Raw genomic sequence first — 17,036 nt, 5'->3', positions numbered from 1 at the left:
GGACTACCTCGGCTGCGGCTTGCGGATGGTGAGGTGCAGCTCGCGCAGGCGGGACTCGTCCAGCTCGGTGGGGGCGCCCATCATCAGGTCCTGGGCGTTGCCGTTGAGCGGGAAGGCGATCGTCTCGCGGATGTTGGGCTCGTCGGCGAGGAGCATGACGATCCGGTCGACGCCGGGGGCGATGCCACCGTGCGGCGGGGCGCCGAAGCGGAGCGCGCGGAGCATGCCGGCGAACTCGCGCTCGGTGGTCTCCCGGTCGTAGCCGGCGATCTCGAACGCCTTGAGCATGATGTCCGGCTCGTGGTTCCGGATCGCGCCGGAGGACAGCTCGACGCCGTTGCAGACGATGTCGTACTGCCAGGCGAGGATGTCCAGCGGGTCCTGGTTCTCCAGGGCGTCCATGCCGCCCTGGGGCATGGAGAACGGGTTGTGCGAGAAGTCGATCTTCCCGGTCTCCTCGTCCTTCTCGAACATCGGGAAGTCGACGATCCAGCAGAACCGGAAGACGTTCTCCTCGAAGTGGCCGGCCCGGCGGGCGGCCTCGACGCGGACCGCGCCCATGATCTTGGAGACCTCGTCGAACTCGCCGGCGCCGAAGAACACCGCGTGCCCGGCGGCCAGCGACAGCCGCTTGGTCAGCTCGGCCACGTTCTCCTCGGTGAGGAACTTGGCGATCGGGCCGGTCAGCGAGCCGTCCTCGGTGACGCGGACCCAGGCCAGGCCCTGCGCGCCGAGCGAGACCGCGAACTCGCCGAGCTGGTCGAAGAACTTGCGGGGCTGGCCGGCGACGTCCGGCACCGGCAGGGCGCGGACGTGCTTGCCGGCGAACGCCTTGAACGCCGAGCCTTCGAAGACGTCGGTGATGTCCACCAGCTCCAGCTTGGCACGCAGGTCCGGCTTGTCGGAGCCGTACTTGAGCATCGCCTCGCGGAACGGGATGCGGGGGAAGGGGGAGGTGACGTGGCGTCCACCGCCGAACTCCTCGAAGAGTTCCGTCATCAGCCGCTCGATCGGCTGGAAGACGTCCTCCTGCTCGACGAAGCTCATCTCGACGTCGAGCTGGTAGAACTCGCCCGGCGAGCGGTCCGCGCGGGCGTCCTCGTCGCGGAAGCAGGGCGCGATCTGGAAGTAGCGGTCGAAGCCGGAGATCATCAGCAGCTGCTTGAACTGCTGCGGCGCCTGCGGCAGGGCGTAGAACTTGCCCGCGTGCAGCCGGGAGGGGACGACGAAGTCGCGCGCGCCCTCGGGGGAGGTCGCCGTCAGGATCGGCGTGGCCAGCTCGTTGAAGCCGAGGCCGTTCATCTTCTGCCGGATCGCCGAGATGACCTGCGTGCGCAGCATGATGTTGCGGTGCATGCGCTCGCGGCGCAGGTCCAGGAAGCGGTACTCCAGGCGCCGCTCCTCGTTGACCCCGTCCTCGGCGTTGATGGTGAAGGGCAGCGGGGCGGCGGCGCCCAGCAGTTCGACCTCGGCCACCTCGACCTCGACCTCGCCGGTGGGCAGGTCGGGGTTGATGTTCTCGGTTCCACGTGAAACAACGCGGCCGTCGACGCGGACCGTGGACTCCTTGGAGAGCTTGTCCAGGGCCTCGTAGGCGGGCGTGCCGGGACGGGCGACCAGCTGCGTGATGCCGTAGTGGTCGCGCAGATCGATGAAGAGGATGCCGCCCAGGTCGCGCCGATTGTGCAGCCAGCCACTCAGCCGGACGTCGGTGCCGACGTCAGAGGCGCGGAGCTGGCCGCAGGTGTGGGACCTGTACCGATGCATCGTGGTTCATCGTCCTTCGTGGTGGGGTTCTCGCCTGCCGGCGCTGCGGACCGGCGGGAACGGGCACGGGGCCCGGACCCGTCAAGGGTACCGGCCGCCCCAAGATCGCCTCCCCCACATTTCCCGCCGGGGGCGGTGCCGGGGGGAACGGCCGCACGAAGGCGGGTGCCACAGGTGAAACATGGCGGGTGCAACAGGTGGCACATATCAAACAGACCTCCCTAAGGTGGGGCAATGCGTACTGGCGAGCCCCTGCCGTCCGTCGGGGACGTCCTCGCCGCCCTCGCCACCGGCCTCTGGCACTGGGACACCGCTGCCGGTCTGGTCACCGTGGACGCGGAGGCGGCGCGGCTGCTCGGGCTGCCCGCCGAGCCCGTCACCCTCACCGAGGACCAGACCCGCACCCGGCTGCACCCCGCCGACTGGAACGAGATCACCGGCGTGGTCCCGATGGCCGTGTCCGAGGGCACCCTCGCCGAGGTCCGGATCCGGATCATGGACGAGCAGGGGGACGTCGTTCGGATCGTCCGCAGCCGCTCGAAGCCGTCCTTCGACCCGGAACGGCAGGCGTACGAGCTGATCGGCACCCTCCAGGAGGTCACCGAGCCGGTCCCGGGCAGCGCGGCGGCCCGCAGCGCGGTCACCGGGGACTGGCGGCGCTCCCGGGAGGCGTTCCTGCTGGACGCCGGCCGGGCGCTGGCCGAGGCGCGCTCCACCGAGGAGGTGCTGCGGGTCGCGTCCGGGCTGTCGATGCCGGGCTTCTCCCCGGACGGGCTCGCGGTCTTCGGGGTGGAGGGCGACCGGCTCACCGTGATCGGCCACCACGGCTACCCGACCGGCGACGGCGGCCCCTTCTCCTACATGCCGCTGTCCACGGACTACCCGGCCGCCGAGGTGGTGCGCACCGGCCGCGCCGTGTACCTGTCCTCGCCGGAGCACTACAGGGCCCGCTACCCGGTGACCTGGCCGCTCGCCCGGCAGCTCGGCCGCCACTCGTGGGCGTTCCTGCCGCTGATCGTGGGCGGGCACACGATGGGTGCCTGGCTGGCCGCGTTCAGCTATCCGGTGGCGTTCACGCCCGACGAGCGCGCCGTGCTGACGACGGTCGCCCGGATGTTCGCCCAGGCGCTGTCCCGGGCCGGCGCGGCCGAGTCCGAGCGGGAGCTGACCGAGGGCCTGCAGCGCTCCATGCTGCCCACCCTCATCCGGGAGATCCCCGGCCTGGACGTGGCCGCCCGCTACATCCCGACCGGCGGCGGACTGCAGGTCGGCGGCGACTGGTACGACATGATCCCGCTGCCCTCCGGCCGGTTCGCGCTGGTCATCGGGGACGTGCAGGGGCACGACGTACGGGCGGCCGGGCTGATGGGCCAGCTGCGGATCGCGCTGCGCGCCTACGCCGCCGAGGGCCACCGCCCGGACGCGGTCCTCACCCGCGCCTCCCGGTTCCTGCACGGCATCACCCACGACGAGGAGCTGACCGACCTCCGGTTCGCGACCTGCCTGTACGTGGAGGCCGACCCGGCGACCGGGATGCTGGAGATCGCCCGCGCCGGGCACCCGGACCCGGCGATCCGGATGGCCGACGGCACGGTGATGATGCGGCCGACGGCGGGCGGCCTGCCGCTCGGCATCGACCCGGACGCGGACTATCCGACGACCCGGTTCGCACTGGAGCCCGGCGAGACGATGACGATGTGCACCGACGGCCTGATCGAGACCGGCGGGCACGACATGGAGAGCGGCTGGCGGCGCATCCGGGCGATCCTGGAGGACTACGACGCGGACCACGAGGACGGCCTGGAGTCCCTCGCGGACGCCCTGGTGCAGGGCGTGCACGGGCCGTCCTCGCACCACACCACCGGCCCCCTCGCCGACCGCCGCGAGGACGACATAGCGCTCCTGCTGCTGTGCCGGCCCGGCGACGGCTGTGGCTGCGGCGACACGGTGGCGGTACGGCCCCGGGTGCGGCGCACGCTGCTGTCGGTGGCGCAGGACGAGCCCGAGCGGATCGCCGAGGCCCGCCGGCACCTGCGGGAGCTGCTGCACGACTGGGCGTCGGCCGAACAGGTGGACTCGGCGGTGCTGCTGGTCTCCGAGATGGTCACCAACGTGCTGGTGCACACCGACGCCGACGCGCTGCTGCTCGCCGAGGTCATCGGGGAGCGCAGGGGCGGACGCAGGCTCCGGGTGGAGGTCGCCGACGCGGGCGACGACCTGCCGCACAAGCGGCGACCGGGCGAGCTGGCGTCCTCCGGGCGCGGTCTGATGCTGATCGAGCTGCTGGCCGACGCGTGGGGGGTCGACCCGCGCGGCGAGGGCAAGAGCATCTGGTTCGAGCTCTACGAGCCGGGCGGCTCACCGGACGGGGGTGCCTCCGCGGCGCCGTCCAGGACCTGACGCCCGCGCAGTTCGTGCGCGACGCCGAACGCGGCGGCGGTCAGCGGGACCGCGAGGAGCATGCCGAGGACGCCGGCGACGGACGCCCCGGCGGTGATCGCCAGCAGCACCACCGCGGGGTGCATCTGCACGGTCCGGCTCTGGATCACCGGCTGCAGCACATGCCCTTCCAGCACCTGTACGGCGAGGACGACGCCGAGGGCCCACAGCGCGATGACGAAGCCTCGGTCGGCGAGCGCGACCAGGACGGCCACCGCCCCGGAGATGAACGCGCCCAGGTAGGGGATGTACGCGCCGACGAACACCAGCGCGCCCAGCCCGATCGCGCCGGGCACCTGGAGGATCAGCAGGCCGAGAGTGATGCAGAAGGCGTCGATGAGCGCGATGAGAGTGGTGCCGCGCATGAACCCCTCGACGGCCTCGAAGGCGCGGCGGGCCATGGCCTCCACGGTGTCGGCGGTGCCGCCGGGGGCGAGGGAGCGCAGGGCCGTGACGGCCCGCCCGGAGTCGCGCAGGAAGAAGAAGACGAGCAGCAGCGCGAGAACAGCCATGGCGATGCCCTCGCCGACCACGCTGACCCCGCTGATCACGTTGGCTGCGGCGGTCCCGCCGAACTTGCCCAGCAGCGCGCGGGAGTTCTCGGCCAGGTCGTCCAGCCCGGTCCCGGCGGCCCCGAAGTGCCGGGAGACGGCCTTGGCGGCGTCCTTCAGCGAGGCGACGATCTGGTCGCCGGTGTCGATGAGGGCGGCGACGACGATGTAGAGGGCGCCGCCGACCACGGCCACCACGGCGACACAGGTGAGCCCGGCCGCCACCGACGGGTTCACCCCGACCCGGACGAGCCTGCGGTACAGCGGCCCGAGCAGGGCGGTGCCCAGCAGGGCGAGCAGCACCGGGGTGACGGCCGTACGGAACTGTGAGCACAGTTGCACCCCGACCCAGCCGACCCCGGCCACCAGCAGCAGCACCGCGCACCAGGCGGCCAGCCGGCGGACGGGGTCGGGGAGCAGACGCACACCCCCAGCGGATCACGGGAGGGTACGCCTGTCCTGGCCTGGGCTCCGGGCGGGTGAGGCCCGCCCCGCTAGTGCTTGGTCGTGGCTGCCGTCACGTTGACCGCGGTCCAGGCGGCGGCGACCGTCCTGTACTCGGCGCTGGTGGAGCCGTAGAGGTCCGCGGCCGCGTTCAGGGTGGCGGTGCGGGCGCCGTGGTAGTCGGTGGTGGACGTCATGTAGACGGTGAGCGCGCGGTACCAGATGGCCGAGGCCTTCTTGTTGCCGATGCCGGTCACGGTCGAGCCGTCGTAGGTGGGGCTGTCGTAGTCGACGCCGTTGATGGTCTTGGCGCCGCTGCCCTCGCTGGCCAGGTAGAACCAGTGGTTGCCGACGCCGGAGGACTGGTGGACGTCGAGCCGGCCGACGCGCTTGGACCAGTAGTCGGCGGAGGAGCCGTCCAGCGAGGGGTGGTCGAAGCGGCGCAGCCACGGCGGCGTCGACTGGTCGCTGAACAGGTAGTCGGGGGTGTCGACCGGGTTGTTCGCGTACCACTCGACCATGGTGCCGAGGATGTCGCTGGTCGCCTCGTTGAGGCCGCCGGACTCGCCGCTGTAGCGCAGGTTCGCGGTGGCGCTGGTGACACCGTGGGTCATCTCGTGGCCCATGGTGTCCAGGTCGACCTGCTCGGGGTCGGTGGAGCCGTCGCCGTCACCGGTCATCATGCAGAAGCAGGCGTCCGACCACTGGGCGTTGTCCCAGTCGGTGCCGACGTGCACGAAGACGGTGGCGCCCTTGCCGTCGTTCTTGATGCCCTTGCGGCCGAACGTGTTCAGGTAGTAGTCCCAGGTCTCGGCCGTGTTGGCGTGCGCGTCGGCGGCGGCGGTGGCCCGGTCGGAGGAAAACGTCCGGCCGTCGCCCCACACGTTGTCGGCGTCGGTGAACAGGGTGCCCGAGCTCGCCTTCACGCTGGACGCGGAGACGTTGTGCGCGTCCTTGGTCACGGTGCCGCGGACCGGGTCGATCAGCTCGTACGTGCCGTTCGCCAGAGCGGTGGTGTCGAGGGTGACGTCCCCGGTGTACATGGTGTGCCCGGTGCCGGCCTCGTGCTGCTCGGCGTCGTGGGTCTCGATGTGCGCCCCGGTCGAGGCGTCGGTGACGACGACCTTGCCGACGGGCTCGCCGTGCGCGCCGGTGCCCTGGACGGTGGTGCTCCAGGCCAGCCGGGGTGTGCCGGACGCGGCCCAGACGACCAGCCGGGCGTCGGGCGCGGCGGCGCGGATCCCGCTCACGCTCTTCAGGCCGGTCACCTCGGCCGACTTGACCGAGACCTTGGGGCTGACCGAGGCCACGGCCACTTGTCGGCCATGGGCATGGGAGGCACCGCGCAGAGCGCCCGACCGGCTCTGGTGCACGACGAAGTCGCCGCCCACGACCGGGAGTCCGCGGTAGGTGCGCTCGAAACGAACGTGCTCGGTGCCGTTGCTGTCGACGATGACGTCCTTCACCGTCAGCTTCTGGTGTGCACCGAAGCCGAAGGTCTTGGCGTGCTCGCGGACGTTGGCTCTGGCTCTGGCCACCGCCGCCGTGCGCTCGGCGGTGCCCGGTGCGGCGGTCCGCACCGAGACCGTGGCGGCGGACGAGGACGACGACAGGGACGGGGGCGCGGGGGCCGCGAACGTGGGGCCGGCGAGGAGGCCGCCGGCGGTGAGGGTGGCCGCGACGACGGTGGGGAGCGCGAGACGGGTTCGACGCATGTGCGCTGCTTCCTTCTGGGTAAGGGGCGGGCGTTCAGGTATGCGTGCGGTGGGGGAGCCCCGGCCCGCCGGCGATTCGTGGGGTCTGCCGGCGGGCCGGGGCGTACGGGGGTTACGGCCGTGTCGTGGCGCGTCTCACGGCTGGTTGGCGGCGGTCACGTTGACCGCGGCCCACGCCTTGTCGACCGTGGCGTACTCGGTGCTCGTCGCGCCGTAGAGGTCCTTCGCCGCCTGGAGGGTGGCGGTGCGGGCGTCGTGGAAGTCGGTCGTGGAGACCATGTAGCGGGTCAGGGCCTGGTAGAAGATCTTCAGGGCCTTGGCGCGGCCGATGCCGGTGACGGAGGAGCCGTCGTAGGTCGCCGAGTTGTAGGCGACACCGTTGACGGTCTTGGCGCCGCTGCCCTCGGCGAGCAGGTAGAAGGCGTGGGAGGAGACACCGGAGCCGGCGTGCACCTCGGTGTCGTAGAGGGCCGGGGCCCAGTAGTCGACGGTCCCTTCGAGCTTGTCCCGCGAGGGCTTGTCCATGCGGCGCAGGAAGCCCTGGTCCAGGCCGAGTTGCTCGCCCATCAGGTAGTTGCCGGTGGTGGGGTTGGTGGCGAACTCGGTCGCGCTGCCGAAGATGTCCGCGAGGGATTCGTTGAGGGCACCGGGCTCGCCGAACTGGTTGCCGTCGGCGTCGATCCGGGTCGGCTCCAGGCCGGCCGTCGCCGCGACGACGCCGTGCGTCAGCTCGTGCCCGGTGACGTCGAGCTGGACGAGCGGCTTGGTGAAGGTCTGGCCGTCGCCGTCGCCGTAGATCATGCAGTGGCAGGTGTCGTACCAGGCGGCGTTGCCGTAGGCGGTGCCCCAGTGGACCACGCCGTGCGGGCCGACGCCGTCGTCGTCGATGCCGTTGCGGCCGAACGTCGACTTGTAGAAGTCGAAGGTGGAGGTGAGCCCGTGGGAGGCGTCCACCGCGGCGGTGGCGTTGTCCCGGGTGGTGCCGTCGCCCCAGGTGTCGTCCGCGTCGGTCATCGCGGAGGCGGCGGTGAAGATCCGCGCGTCCTCGCGTGCGGTGTGCTTGGCGTCGCGGATCTCGGCGCTGCCGCGGGTGGTGTCCTTCAGCTGGTACGAACGGGCGCCCGTCTGCGTGGTGTTGAGGGTGACCGTCCCGGAGAAGAGGGAGCGTCCCTTGCCGGTGGCGGGGGCCGGGTAGGTGGCGCGCAGCCGGGACTTCGCGTCCAGGCTCTTGTGGCCGGCGGTGCTCGGGTGCAGGGTCTCGCCCCGCTGCCGGAGCTTCTCGACGACGCGCGGCGACAGGAATCCCTCGGCGGTGGGCGTGCTGCGCAGTACGGCGCCGGAGGCCGCGTCGACCAGGACGGAGCGGCCGGCGTCGGGCGCGTCGTCGGGGCCGGCGACGTCGACCTCGTAGGCGAGGGTGCTCTTTCCGTCGGTGTGGTCCACCACGAGCCGGGCGGCGCCGGCCGTCCCGCCGGGCACCTGGGCGGCGGCGTGCCGCTGCGCCTGCCGGCCGGTGAGTTCGGCGGTGACGGAGTGGAGGGAGACGGCCTGCCGGGCGGCTCTGGTGACGCCGAGGTACGTGCCCGCCGCGCTCAGGTGGACGACGAGGTCGCCACCGACGACCGGCACGCCCCGGTAGGACTGCGTGAACCGCACGTGCCGCTTGCCGTCCTTGTCGACGAGGACGTCGGTGGCGGTGAGGGAGGTGTGCGCGCCGACTCCGGTGACGGCGGCGTGGTGGAGGGCGGCCGACCGGGCGGCCTTGACGGACGCTGCGGCCGATGCGGCGGAGGCGGTCACCGTGGTGCGGTGGGCGCTTTCGGCCGGTGCGGCCACCGCGGTGCCGGCGGTTCCGGCCAGGGCGGTGACGGCGGCGAGGGCGAGAGCCGTTCGGGATATTCGCGCAGAACGCATGCGTGGTCCTCGTGCGTGGGGAGGTGTGGGGAGTCGGAGCGCACCGAGGGCCTGTGGGGGGATGGGGAGGCCGCGGTGCGCTCGTCCGAGAGGACCCTGACATGATTGACATGCGCACGTGAAGGACCGGAAAGGGCCATTGCCAAACCCTTTATTTGCGCGGCTCATTGTGAAACGGGAGCGGCACGAGGCTCGAAAAACCGGAGAAGTTTCTGTTGCGGGCGGGCGGCGCCGGGGTCTCCAGGGGTATGACCGCAATCGACGACGTCACCGGCCGGGCGCCCGGGATACGGCCCGGCGTGCCGCGTACGACCCCGGCGCCGGAGCCGGAGCCGGCCGCGCGGGAGATCATGCCGGGCGGACCGGTCCTGGCTAGGGTGTGGGCACAGATCGCACCCCTGCTGCCGCCCCCGCCGCAGCGCAGGCTGCGGCATCCGGGCCGGCGGCCCGTGCCCGACCGGACGGTGCTGTCCGTGGTGCTGTACGTGTTCCGGGAGGACATCGCCTGGCACACCGCGCCCGCCGCCGAGCTGGGCTGCTCGGGGGTCACCGCCTGGCGCCGGATGCGCCGCTGGGCCCAGGCGGAGAGCTGGCCGCGGATCCGCGAGGCCGTCCTCGCCGAACTCGACGGCACCGCCCGCCGCCGCGCCCTGCGCGCGTTCGGCTCCGCCCAGGTGGCCGCGGACTGCACCGCCCCGGGCGGCCCCCGCCTGCGGACGGACCGGCGCCCGGCGCCGTCGGCCGGGCGCGCGCCGGGGCCGAGGGTGGCGGCCACGCCCCGGCCGCACCCGGCGGGGCATACTCCCGTGCCCGTCGCCGTCTTCGACGCCATGCCCGAGGCCGCCCTCGTCCCCGTCCCCCTTCCCCTTGCCGCCAGGTCACAGCCGCCCTCGGAGCGGGCCGCACGGGCGGCCGTCGGGGACGACGACGCGGCGCTGGTGGCGGCCATCACCACGGCGGTGGCCCGGGCGGACGACGCCGTACTGCGGCCGCTGCTGGAGCGGTTGGCCGGGCGGGCGGACAGCGGGATCGTGCGGCGGCTGGGTGAGTCCCTCGCCGTGGCGGCCGCGGTCGGACCGCCCCGCAGCGCGTCGGCGTTCTGGGCCCGTCAGCGCGAGGCGGCCAGCACCTCGGTCCACGCGCGATGTGAACCCGAGACGACCAGCCCGACACCCACGTCGGTGAACCGGCAGTCCAGCAGGAACTGACGCATCTGGTTGTTGGCCCACTCCTGCGCCACGGCCGCCGCGTTCTTGTCGCCGTAGGCGGCGGCCTCCCCGACGGACGACCAGGTGTACCCGGCCGCCGTCACCCGGTCGCCCGTGCTGCCGTTCTGGCCGCCCGTCAGATCGATGCTGCGGTCGGCCGCGATGACGCGGGCGTCGCTCTGGGCCACGCGGGTCAGCCGAGCGTCGGTCTTCAGGGGCGCGCACCCGTTCCGCGCGCGCAGGGCGTTGGTCCGGCCGAGCAGGTCGAGCCGGCTCGCCGCCTCCGCAGCCGCCGGGGAGACGGAGGCGGGCGTACGGGTACGGGCCGGGGAAGGCTTCGGCGTGGCCTTCGTGGCGCTCGGGCGCGGTGAGGCGTGCGGGGACGCCGGACGGTGCGAGGGAGCCTGCGCGGAGACCGTCGGACGGACCGGCGGGGCCGCGCGGTCGCCCTTGTCCGGGCCCTGGGGGATCACGACCACCAGGACGGCCACGGCGACCGCGGCGCACGCCCCCGTGACCTTCGCCGCCGTGCCGTGGCCGAGGGCGCGGCGCCCGGTGCCGAGCACCCGGTGGGCGGTCGCCGCGTGGGAGACGACGCCGTGGCCGGCTCCCAGGGCCGCCGCCGTCCCGTGTCCCGCGACCGCGCCGGAGTGCAGGGAGAAGGGGACGGCCACCAGACCTACCCCGGCGAGCAGGCCGTCCACCGGCAGCAGGTCGTCGGCGCTGCGCGCACACCTCTCGCAGCCCCGGGTGTGCCGGGCGATGCGCTTGCGCCAAAGCGGGCTCGGCACGCCGTCCCAGGTCCCGGTCAGCGCGTCCAGTTCCGCGCACCGCTCGCGCGCCCCGAGCGCCCGGACGACCTGACGGCACACGTCCAGCTGCCCCTTGACCCGCTGCACGCGCACCGCGGCGTGCGCGCGGTTGAGTCCGAGGGCCGCAGCGACCTCGCCGCGGGTGAGTTCCCCGGCGGCCTCCAGCCACCACAGGGACAGCGCGGAGCGCTCGCCGTCGTCCAGCCACCGCGTCGCCTCGGCGACCTCACGGCGCTGCCCGGACAGGCCGAGGCGCAGGATCGTCAGCTCGGCGAAGTCGCCCTCCACCGCGCCGTCGGCCGCCGTTTCGAGCGGCAGGGCCGGCTGCCGCGAGCCCGACCAGCGCCGACGGACCTGGTTCATGGCGATGGCCACCAGCCAGGGCCGGAACCGCTCCGGGTCCCGGAGCCCGTCCAGCCCGCTCAGGGCCCGCAGCATGGTGTCCTGCACGACGTCGTCGACGTCCGCGTGCCCTTTCAGCGCCCGCCCCACGACGTTGTAGACCAACGGCAGGTACGCGGCCACGAGCCGCTCCCGGGCCACGGGGTCCCCCCGCCGGGCAGCGGCGATCAGCGATATCTCGTCAGCGCCGGCCCCGCTCACCCGCACCAGCTCCCCTCCGGTCCCGGAACACACGGTCGCCCCGATTCGGAGACCCGCACGGCCCCGCAGCACAACACAAAATCCGGGCGCCCGCCTGTGACGCCCGTCACAGGCGGGCGTTCCCTCGCGGCCGAGCACGCGGAAACGAGCCCCGTCCGGAGCGGACGGGGCTTGTCGGTGCGCGGGCCGGAGGGCCGGGGCAGGGGGCTCTACCGGGGCAGGTGACTACAGCCCGCCTTCCGTCATCCCGTGGACCGCCGGGATCGTGCCCAGGCGGCCCTTCTGGAAGTCCTCGAAGGCCTGCATCAGCTCGGCCTTGGTGTTCATGACGAACGGGCCGTAGTGGGCCATGGGCTCGCGGATGGGGCGGCCGCCGAGGAGGACGACCTCCAGGTCGGGGGTGTGGGAGTCCTGCTTCTCGTCCGCGCGGACCGTCAGGGCGGAGCCGGCGCCGAAGACGGCGGTCTGGCCCAGGTGGACGGGGCGGCGCTCGGCGCCCACCGTGCCGCGGCCGGCGAGGACGTAGGCGAGCCCGTTGAAGTCCTCACGCCAGGGCAGGGTGACCTCGGCGCCCGGGGCGAGGGTCGCGTGGACCATGGTGATCGGGGTGTGGGTGATGCCGGGGCCGGCGTGGCCGTCCAGCTCGCCGGCGATGACGCGGAGCAGCGCGCCGCCGTCGGGGCTGGTCAGCAGCTGGACCGTGCCGCCGCGGATGTCCTGGTAGCGCGGGGCCATCATCTTGTCCCTGGCCGGCAGGTTCACCCACAGCTGGAGCCCGTGGAAGAGGCCGCCCGAGGTCACCAGGTGCTCCGGCGGGGCCTCGATGTGCAGGAGGCCGGCGCCGGCGGTCATCCACTGGGTGTCACCGTTGGTGATGGTGCCGCCCCCGCCGTTGGAGTCCTGGTGGTCGAAGATGCCGTCGATGATGTAGGTGACGGTCTCGAAGCCGCGGTGGGGGTGCCAAGGGGTGCCTTTCGGCTCTCCCGGCCGGTACTCCACCTCGCCCATCTGGTCCATCATGATGAACGGGTCGAGATGGCGGTAGTCGATGCCGGCGAACGCCCGGCGGACCGGGAATCCCTCGCCCTCGAAGCCGCTCGGTGCGGTCGTCACGGCCAGCACGGGGCGTGCCACCGCCTCGGCCGACGCGGTCACGCGGGGCAGCGTCAACGGGTTCTCGACGGTCACTGCAGGCATGGTCGTACCTCCTTGTGCGCCCACTTTAGTTGAGCATTGAACTTCTTGCCACCCGGAACGCAAAGAGCCCGGAGGGCATTCCCTCCGGGCCCGGGTCCGAGCGGCTCACCCACCGGCGGTACCCGCCGTGAGCGCCGCACCCCTCAGCCGTACATCCGGCGCATCGCGAACTCGACCATCTGCTCCACCGCCTTCGCGTCGAACACCATCCGGTGCTCGCCCTCCATGTCCAGGACGAAGCCGTAGCCCGTCGGCAGCAGGTCGATCACCTCGGCGCCGGTGATGACGAAGTACTTGGACTCCTTGCCCGCGTAGCGGCGCAGTTCCTTGAGCGAGGTGAACATGGGGATCACCGGCTGCTGCGTGTTGTGCAGGGCGAGGAAGCCGGGGGTGTCGCCGCGCGGGCAGTACACCTTCGAGGTGGCGAAGATCTGCTGGAAGTCCTCGGCGGCCATCTGTCCGGTGGTGAAGGCCCGGACCGCGTCGGCGAGGGACGGCGGGGACGGCTCCGGGTACAGCGGGGCCTGCTGCTGCCCGTATCCGCCGGCCATAGGCTGCTGGGGGGCGGCGTACTGCTGCTGGGCGGCACCAGCATCCATCGTCGGGCCGTATCCGTACATGCACGAAAGAGTACTCAGTCACAGATGACCGGTTCGGGGTTGCGTCTTATTACCGACGGGTAGCATCATCGTAGCTACTTGTTGGTACGCGAACCAAGACGCGTCATCGAACAGAAACTCTCTCAACGGAGCCGTCACCATGGGGCACTACAAGTCCAACCTCCGCGACATCGAGTTCAACCTCTTCGAGGTGCTCGGCCGCGACCAGCTGTACGGCACGGGCCCGTTCGCGGAGATGGACACGGACACCGCGAAGAGCGTCCTGGACGAGCTGACCCGCCTGGCCGAGAACGAGCTGGCGGAGTCCTTCACCGACGCCGACCGCAACCCCCCGGTGTTCGACCCCGAGACGAACACGGCCCCGGTCCCCGCGTCCTTCAAGAAGAGCTACCAGGCCTTCATGGACTCCGAGTACTGGCGCCTCGGCCTGCCCGAGGCCATCGGCGGCACGACGGCTCCCCCGTCCCTGATCTGGGCGTACGCGGAGCTGGTCCTCGGCGCCAACCCGGCCGTGTGGATGTACTCCTCCGGCCCGGCGTTCGCCGGCATCCTCTTCGACGAGGGCAACGAGGTCCAGAAGAAGATCGCGCAGATAGCCGTCGACAAGCAGTGGGGCTCCACCATGGTCCTCACCGAGCCGGACGCCGGCTCCGACGTCGGCGCCGGCCGCACCAAGGCGGTCCAGCAGGAGGACGGCTCCTGGCACATCGAGGGCGTGAAGCGCTTCATCACCTCCGGTGAGCACGACATGTCGGAGAACATCCTCCACTACGTCCTCGCCCGCCCCGAGGGCGCCGGCCCCGGCACCAAGGGCCTGTCCCTCTTCCTCGTCCCGAAGTACGAGTTCGACTTCGAGACCGGCGAGCTGGGCGAGCGCAACGGCGTGTACGCCACGAACGTCGAGCACAAGATGGGCCTCAAGGCCTCCAACACCTGCGAGATGACCTTCGGCGACCGCCACCCGGCCAAGGGCTGGCTGATCGGTGACAAGCACGAGGGCATCCGCCAGATGTTCCGCATCATCGAGTTCGCCCGCATGATGGTCGGCACGAAGGCGATCTCCACCCTCTCCACCGGCTACCTCAACGCCCTGGAGTACGCCAAGGAGCGCGTCCAGGGCACCGACCTGGCCGACTTCATGGACAAGGCCGCGCCCAAGGTCACCATCACCCACCACCCCGACGTGCGCCGCTCCCTGATGACGCAGAAGGCGTACGCCGAGGGCATGCGCGCCCTCGTCCTCTACACCGCCTCGGTCCAGGACGCCATCGCCGTCAAGGAGGCCGCCGGCGAGGACGCCAAGACCGAGCACGCGCTGAACGACCTGCTCCTGCCCATCGTCAAGGGCTACGGCTCCGAGAAGGGCTACGAGCAGCTCGCCCAGTCCCTCCAGACCTTCGGCGGCTCCGGCTTCCTCCAGGAGTACCCGATCGAGCAGTACATCCGGGACTCCAAGATCGACACCCTCTACGAGGGCACCACCGCGATCCAGGGCCAGGACTACTTCTTCCGCAAGATCGTCCGCAACCAGGGCGCGGCCCTGAACTCCATCGCCGAGGACATCAAGAAGTTCCTGGCGCTCGGCAACGGCGGCGAGGAGCTGGCCGGCGCCCGCGAGCACCTCGCCAAGGCGGCCGTCGAGCTGGAGGCCATCGTCGGCCTGATGCTGACCGACCTCGCCGCCACCGAGGACGACGTCAAGAACATCTACAAGGTCGGCCTGAACACCAGCCGCCTGCTGCTCGCCTCCGGTGACGTCATCGTCGGCTACCTGCTGCTCAAGGGGGCCGCGGTCGCCGCCGAGAAGCTGCCGACCGCGTCCGCGAAGGACAAGGCCTTCTACACCGGCAAGATCGCCGCGGCGAAGTTCTACGCGGCCAACGTCCTGCCCGGCGTCACCCTGGCCCGCAAGGTCTCGGAGAACGTCGACCTGGACCTGATGGAGCTGGACGAGGCGGCCTTCTAGGTCCCGGCGGCCTCGTCCGGCCCGCCGTCCGATCCGTCCGAGGGTCCGCTCCCGCACCGGGAGCGGACCCTCGTCCGTCGTTAAGGTGAACCCATGAGTACAAGCCAGCGCTTCGACCGCGGCCACACCGACGACCTGATGTCCTTCCTCGCGGCCGCCCCGTCGCCGTACCACGCCGTGGCGGCCACCGCCGCGCGGCTGGAGAAGGCCGGCTTCCGCCAGGTCGAGGAGACGGACGCCTGGGACACGGGGACACCGGCGGGTTCGGCGGCGGGGAGCGGCGGCAAGTACGTGCTGCGCGGCGGCGCGATCATCGCCTGGTACGTCCCCGAGGGCGCCCGGCCGCACACGCCGTTCCACATCATCGGCGCCCACACCGACTCGCCCAGCCTGCGCGTCAAGCCGCAGCCGGACAGCCAGGCGCACGGCTTTCGGCAGGTCGCCGTGGAGATCTACGGCGGCCCGCTGATGAACTCCTGGCTCGACCGCGACCTGGGCCTGGCCGGCCGGCTCACCCTGCGCGACGGCTCCACCCGCCTGGTCAACGTGGACCGCCCGCTGCTGCGCGTGCCGCAGCTCGCCATCCACCTGGACCGCACGGTGTCCACGGACGGCCTCAAGCTGGACAAGCAGCGCCACCTGCAACCTGTGTGGGGCCTCACGGACGACTTCGGCCACGGCGACCTGATCGCCTTCCTGGAGGAGGAGACCGGGCTGCCGTCCGGCTCGGTGGCCGGCTGGGACCTCATGCTGCATCCCGTGGAGGCACCGGCCTACCTCGGCCGGGACCGCGAACTCCTCGCCGGCCCGCGCATGGACAACCTGCTCTCGGTGCACGCGGGGGCCGCCGCCCTGGCCGCCGCGGCCACCTCCGGCGCCCCGCTCACCCGCATCCCCGTGCTCGCCGCCTTCGACCACGAGGAGAACGGCTCCCAGTCCGACACCGGCGCCGACGGCCCGCTGCTCGGCACCGTCCTGGAGCGCTCGGTGTTCGCGCGCGGCGGCAGCTACGAGGACCGCGCCCGTGCCCTCGCCGGCACGGTCTGCCTGTCCTCCGACACCGGCCACGCCGTCCACCCCAACTACGCGGAACGGCACGACCCGACCCACCACCCCCGCGTCAACGGCGGCCCCATCCTCAAGGTCAACGTCAACAACCGCTACGCCACGGACGGTTCCGGCCGCGCGGTCTTCGCCGCCGCCTGCGAGCGGGCCGGCGTCCCCTTCCAGTCCTTCGTCTCGAACAACTCCATGCCCTGCGGCACCACCATCGGCCCGATCACCGCGGCCCGGCACGGCATCAAGACCGTCGACATCGGCGTGGCGATCCTCTCGATGCACAGCGCCCGCGAACTCTGCGGCGCCGACGACCCGTTCCTGCTGGCCAACGCGCTGGTGGCGTTCCTGGAGGGCTAGTTCCCGCCCGGCGGCCGGAGCCGGCCGTCCTTCGGCAGGGCTACTCGGGGCGGCGGCGGGTACCCGCTCGGCACCGGAAATTCCGGAACCGAAAGGGGAGGCGACGTCTCATGGGCCTCGGCGGATGCATCATCCTCATCGCCGTGGGAGCAATCCTCACGTTCGCGACCGACTGGCACATGAACGGGGTCAACCTCGATCTGGTCGGCGTGATCCTCATGGCCGTTGGACTGATCGGCACGGCAACGTTCAGCGGCATCGCGCGACGCCGGCGGGTGGTCATGCCACCGGCCCCGGTCGTCGAGGAGGAACCGCACCACCACCATCACCGCGCCGACGGCTACGGCGACAGCTACACCGACGGCTACGGCGTGTGAACCGGGC

General features: G+C 72.0%; 12 protein-coding genes. 5 read left to right on the top strand and 7 right to left on the bottom strand.

Annotated features, from left to right (window positions below; genetic code table 11):
• Positions 1 to 3: 3 nt before the first annotated feature.
• Positions 4 to 1,767: an aspartate--tRNA ligase gene (gene aspS, locus ABZ854_RS06100; protein ID WP_361204979.1), complete on the bottom strand. Its 1,764-nt coding sequence runs from the start codon at positions 1,765 to 1,767 to the stop codon at positions 4 to 6.
• A 234-nt stretch (positions 1,768 to 2,001) separates the two neighbouring features.
• On the opposite strand from aspS, the gene ABZ854_RS06095 reads away from it, so the two are divergent.
• Positions 2,002 to 4,167 (top strand): SpoIIE family protein phosphatase, encoded by a 2,166-nt coding sequence (locus tag ABZ854_RS06095; RefSeq protein ID WP_361204976.1) that lies wholly within the window; start codon positions 2,002 to 2,004, stop codon positions 4,165 to 4,167.
• Here the strand turns inward: ABZ854_RS06095 and ABZ854_RS06090 are convergent.
• From ABZ854_RS06090 to ABZ854_RS06080, 3 genes are all read right to left on the bottom strand, one after another.
• On the bottom strand, positions 4,110 to 5,183 hold the full coding sequence (locus ABZ854_RS06090; RefSeq protein WP_361204973.1) for an AI-2E family transporter: 1,074 nt from the start codon (positions 5,181 to 5,183) through the stop codon (positions 4,110 to 4,112). The genes ABZ854_RS06095 and ABZ854_RS06090 overlap by 58 nt on opposite strands.
• Positions 5,184 to 5,251: 68 nt before the next feature.
• On the bottom strand, positions 5,252 to 6,916 hold the full coding sequence (locus ABZ854_RS06085) for a M4 family metallopeptidase (protein ID WP_361204970.1): 1,665 nt from the start codon (positions 6,914 to 6,916) through the stop codon (positions 5,252 to 5,254).
• Positions 6,917 to 7,051: 135 nt separating this feature from the next.
• Complete coding sequence (locus tag ABZ854_RS06080) at positions 7,052 to 8,830, bottom strand: M4 family metallopeptidase (protein WP_361204967.1); 1,779 nt, start codon at positions 8,828 to 8,830, stop codon at positions 7,052 to 7,054.
• 248 nt (positions 8,831 to 9,078) lie between these two features.
• Here ABZ854_RS06080 and ABZ854_RS06075 point away from each other — a divergent pair, with 248 nt between their 5' ends.
• Positions 9,079 to 10,038: a transposase gene (locus ABZ854_RS06075; protein WP_361204964.1), complete on the top strand. Its 960-nt coding sequence runs from the start codon at positions 9,079 to 9,081 to the stop codon at positions 10,036 to 10,038.
• Here ABZ854_RS06075 and ABZ854_RS06070 read toward each other — a convergent pair.
• The 3 genes from ABZ854_RS06070 to ABZ854_RS06060 all read right to left on the bottom strand — a co-directional run bounded on the left by ABZ854_RS06070 (position 9,939) and on the right by ABZ854_RS06060 (position 13,270).
• Positions 9,939 to 11,453: a sigma-70 family RNA polymerase sigma factor gene (locus ABZ854_RS06070; protein WP_361204961.1), complete on the bottom strand. Its 1,515-nt coding sequence runs from the start codon at positions 11,451 to 11,453 to the stop codon at positions 9,939 to 9,941. The two genes, ABZ854_RS06075 and ABZ854_RS06070, sit on opposite strands and share 100 nt — an antisense overlap.
• A gap of 225 nt (positions 11,454 to 11,678) precedes the next feature.
• Complete coding sequence (locus ABZ854_RS06065; protein ID WP_361204958.1) at positions 11,679 to 12,650, bottom strand: pirin family protein; 972 nt, start codon at positions 12,648 to 12,650, stop codon at positions 11,679 to 11,681.
• A gap of 143 nt (positions 12,651 to 12,793) precedes the next feature.
• Complete coding sequence (locus ABZ854_RS06060) at positions 12,794 to 13,270, bottom strand: SseB family protein (RefSeq protein ID WP_361204955.1); 477 nt, start codon at positions 13,268 to 13,270, stop codon at positions 12,794 to 12,796.
• 139 nt (positions 13,271 to 13,409) lie between these two features.
• Here ABZ854_RS06060 and ABZ854_RS06055 point away from each other — a divergent pair, with 139 nt between their 5' ends.
• The 3 genes from ABZ854_RS06055 to ABZ854_RS06045 all read left to right on the top strand — a co-directional run bounded on the left by ABZ854_RS06055 (position 13,410) and on the right by ABZ854_RS06045 (position 17,029).
• Entirely contained in the window at positions 13,410 to 15,236 is a 1,827-nt protein-coding gene (locus tag ABZ854_RS06055; protein ID WP_361204952.1) for an acyl-CoA dehydrogenase, read from the top strand.
• A gap of 93 nt (positions 15,237 to 15,329) precedes the next feature.
• Positions 15,330 to 16,652, top strand: coding sequence for a M18 family aminopeptidase (locus ABZ854_RS06050; protein WP_361204949.1), 1,323 nt, complete (start codon positions 15,330 to 15,332; stop codon positions 16,650 to 16,652).
• Between the two features lie 110 nt (positions 16,653 to 16,762).
• The gene (locus tag ABZ854_RS06045; RefSeq protein WP_361204946.1) at positions 16,763 to 17,029 is read left to right on the top strand and encodes a DUF6458 family protein; all 267 of its coding nucleotides are present in this window, start codon (positions 16,763 to 16,765) and stop codon (positions 17,027 to 17,029) included.
• Positions 17,030 to 17,036: the final 7 nt, after the last annotated feature.

Origin of the sequence: Streptomyces sp. NPDC047028, from assembly GCF_040644095.1 — a bacterium.
Classification (GTDB): Bacteria; Actinomycetota; Actinomycetes; order Streptomycetales; family Streptomycetaceae; genus Streptomyces.
Note: the sequence above shows the minus strand (reverse complement) of the source record. Positions and strands in the feature narration are given on the sequence as shown.

Coding starts and splice junctions, on each gene's coding strand:
- ABZ854_RS06060 (WP_361204955.1), bottom strand. CDS start 13,270: ATGTACGGATACGGCCCGACGATGGATGCTGGTGCCGCCCAGCAGCAG.
- ABZ854_RS06055 (WP_361204952.1), top strand. CDS start 13,410: ATGGGGCACTACAAGTCCAACCTCCGCGACATCGAGTTCAACCTCTTC.
- ABZ854_RS06050 (WP_361204949.1), top strand. CDS start 15,330: ATGAGTACAAGCCAGCGCTTCGACCGCGGCCACACCGACGACCTGATG.
- ABZ854_RS06085 (WP_361204970.1), bottom strand. CDS start 6,916: ATGCGTCGAACCCGTCTCGCGCTCCCCACCGTCGTCGCGGCCACCCTC.
- ABZ854_RS06075 (WP_361204964.1), top strand. CDS start 9,079: ATGACCGCAATCGACGACGTCACCGGCCGGGCGCCCGGGATACGGCCC.
- ABZ854_RS06045 (WP_361204946.1), top strand. CDS start 16,763: ATGGGCCTCGGCGGATGCATCATCCTCATCGCCGTGGGAGCAATCCTC.
- aspS (WP_361204979.1), bottom strand. CDS start 1,767: ATGCATCGGTACAGGTCCCACACCTGCGGCCAGCTCCGCGCCTCTGAC.
- ABZ854_RS06080 (WP_361204967.1), bottom strand. CDS start 8,830: ATGCGTTCTGCGCGAATATCCCGAACGGCTCTCGCCCTCGCCGCCGTC.
- ABZ854_RS06095 (WP_361204976.1), top strand. CDS start 2,002: ATGCGTACTGGCGAGCCCCTGCCGTCCGTCGGGGACGTCCTCGCCGCC.
- ABZ854_RS06065 (WP_361204958.1), bottom strand. CDS start 12,650: ATGCCTGCAGTGACCGTCGAGAACCCGTTGACGCTGCCCCGCGTGACC.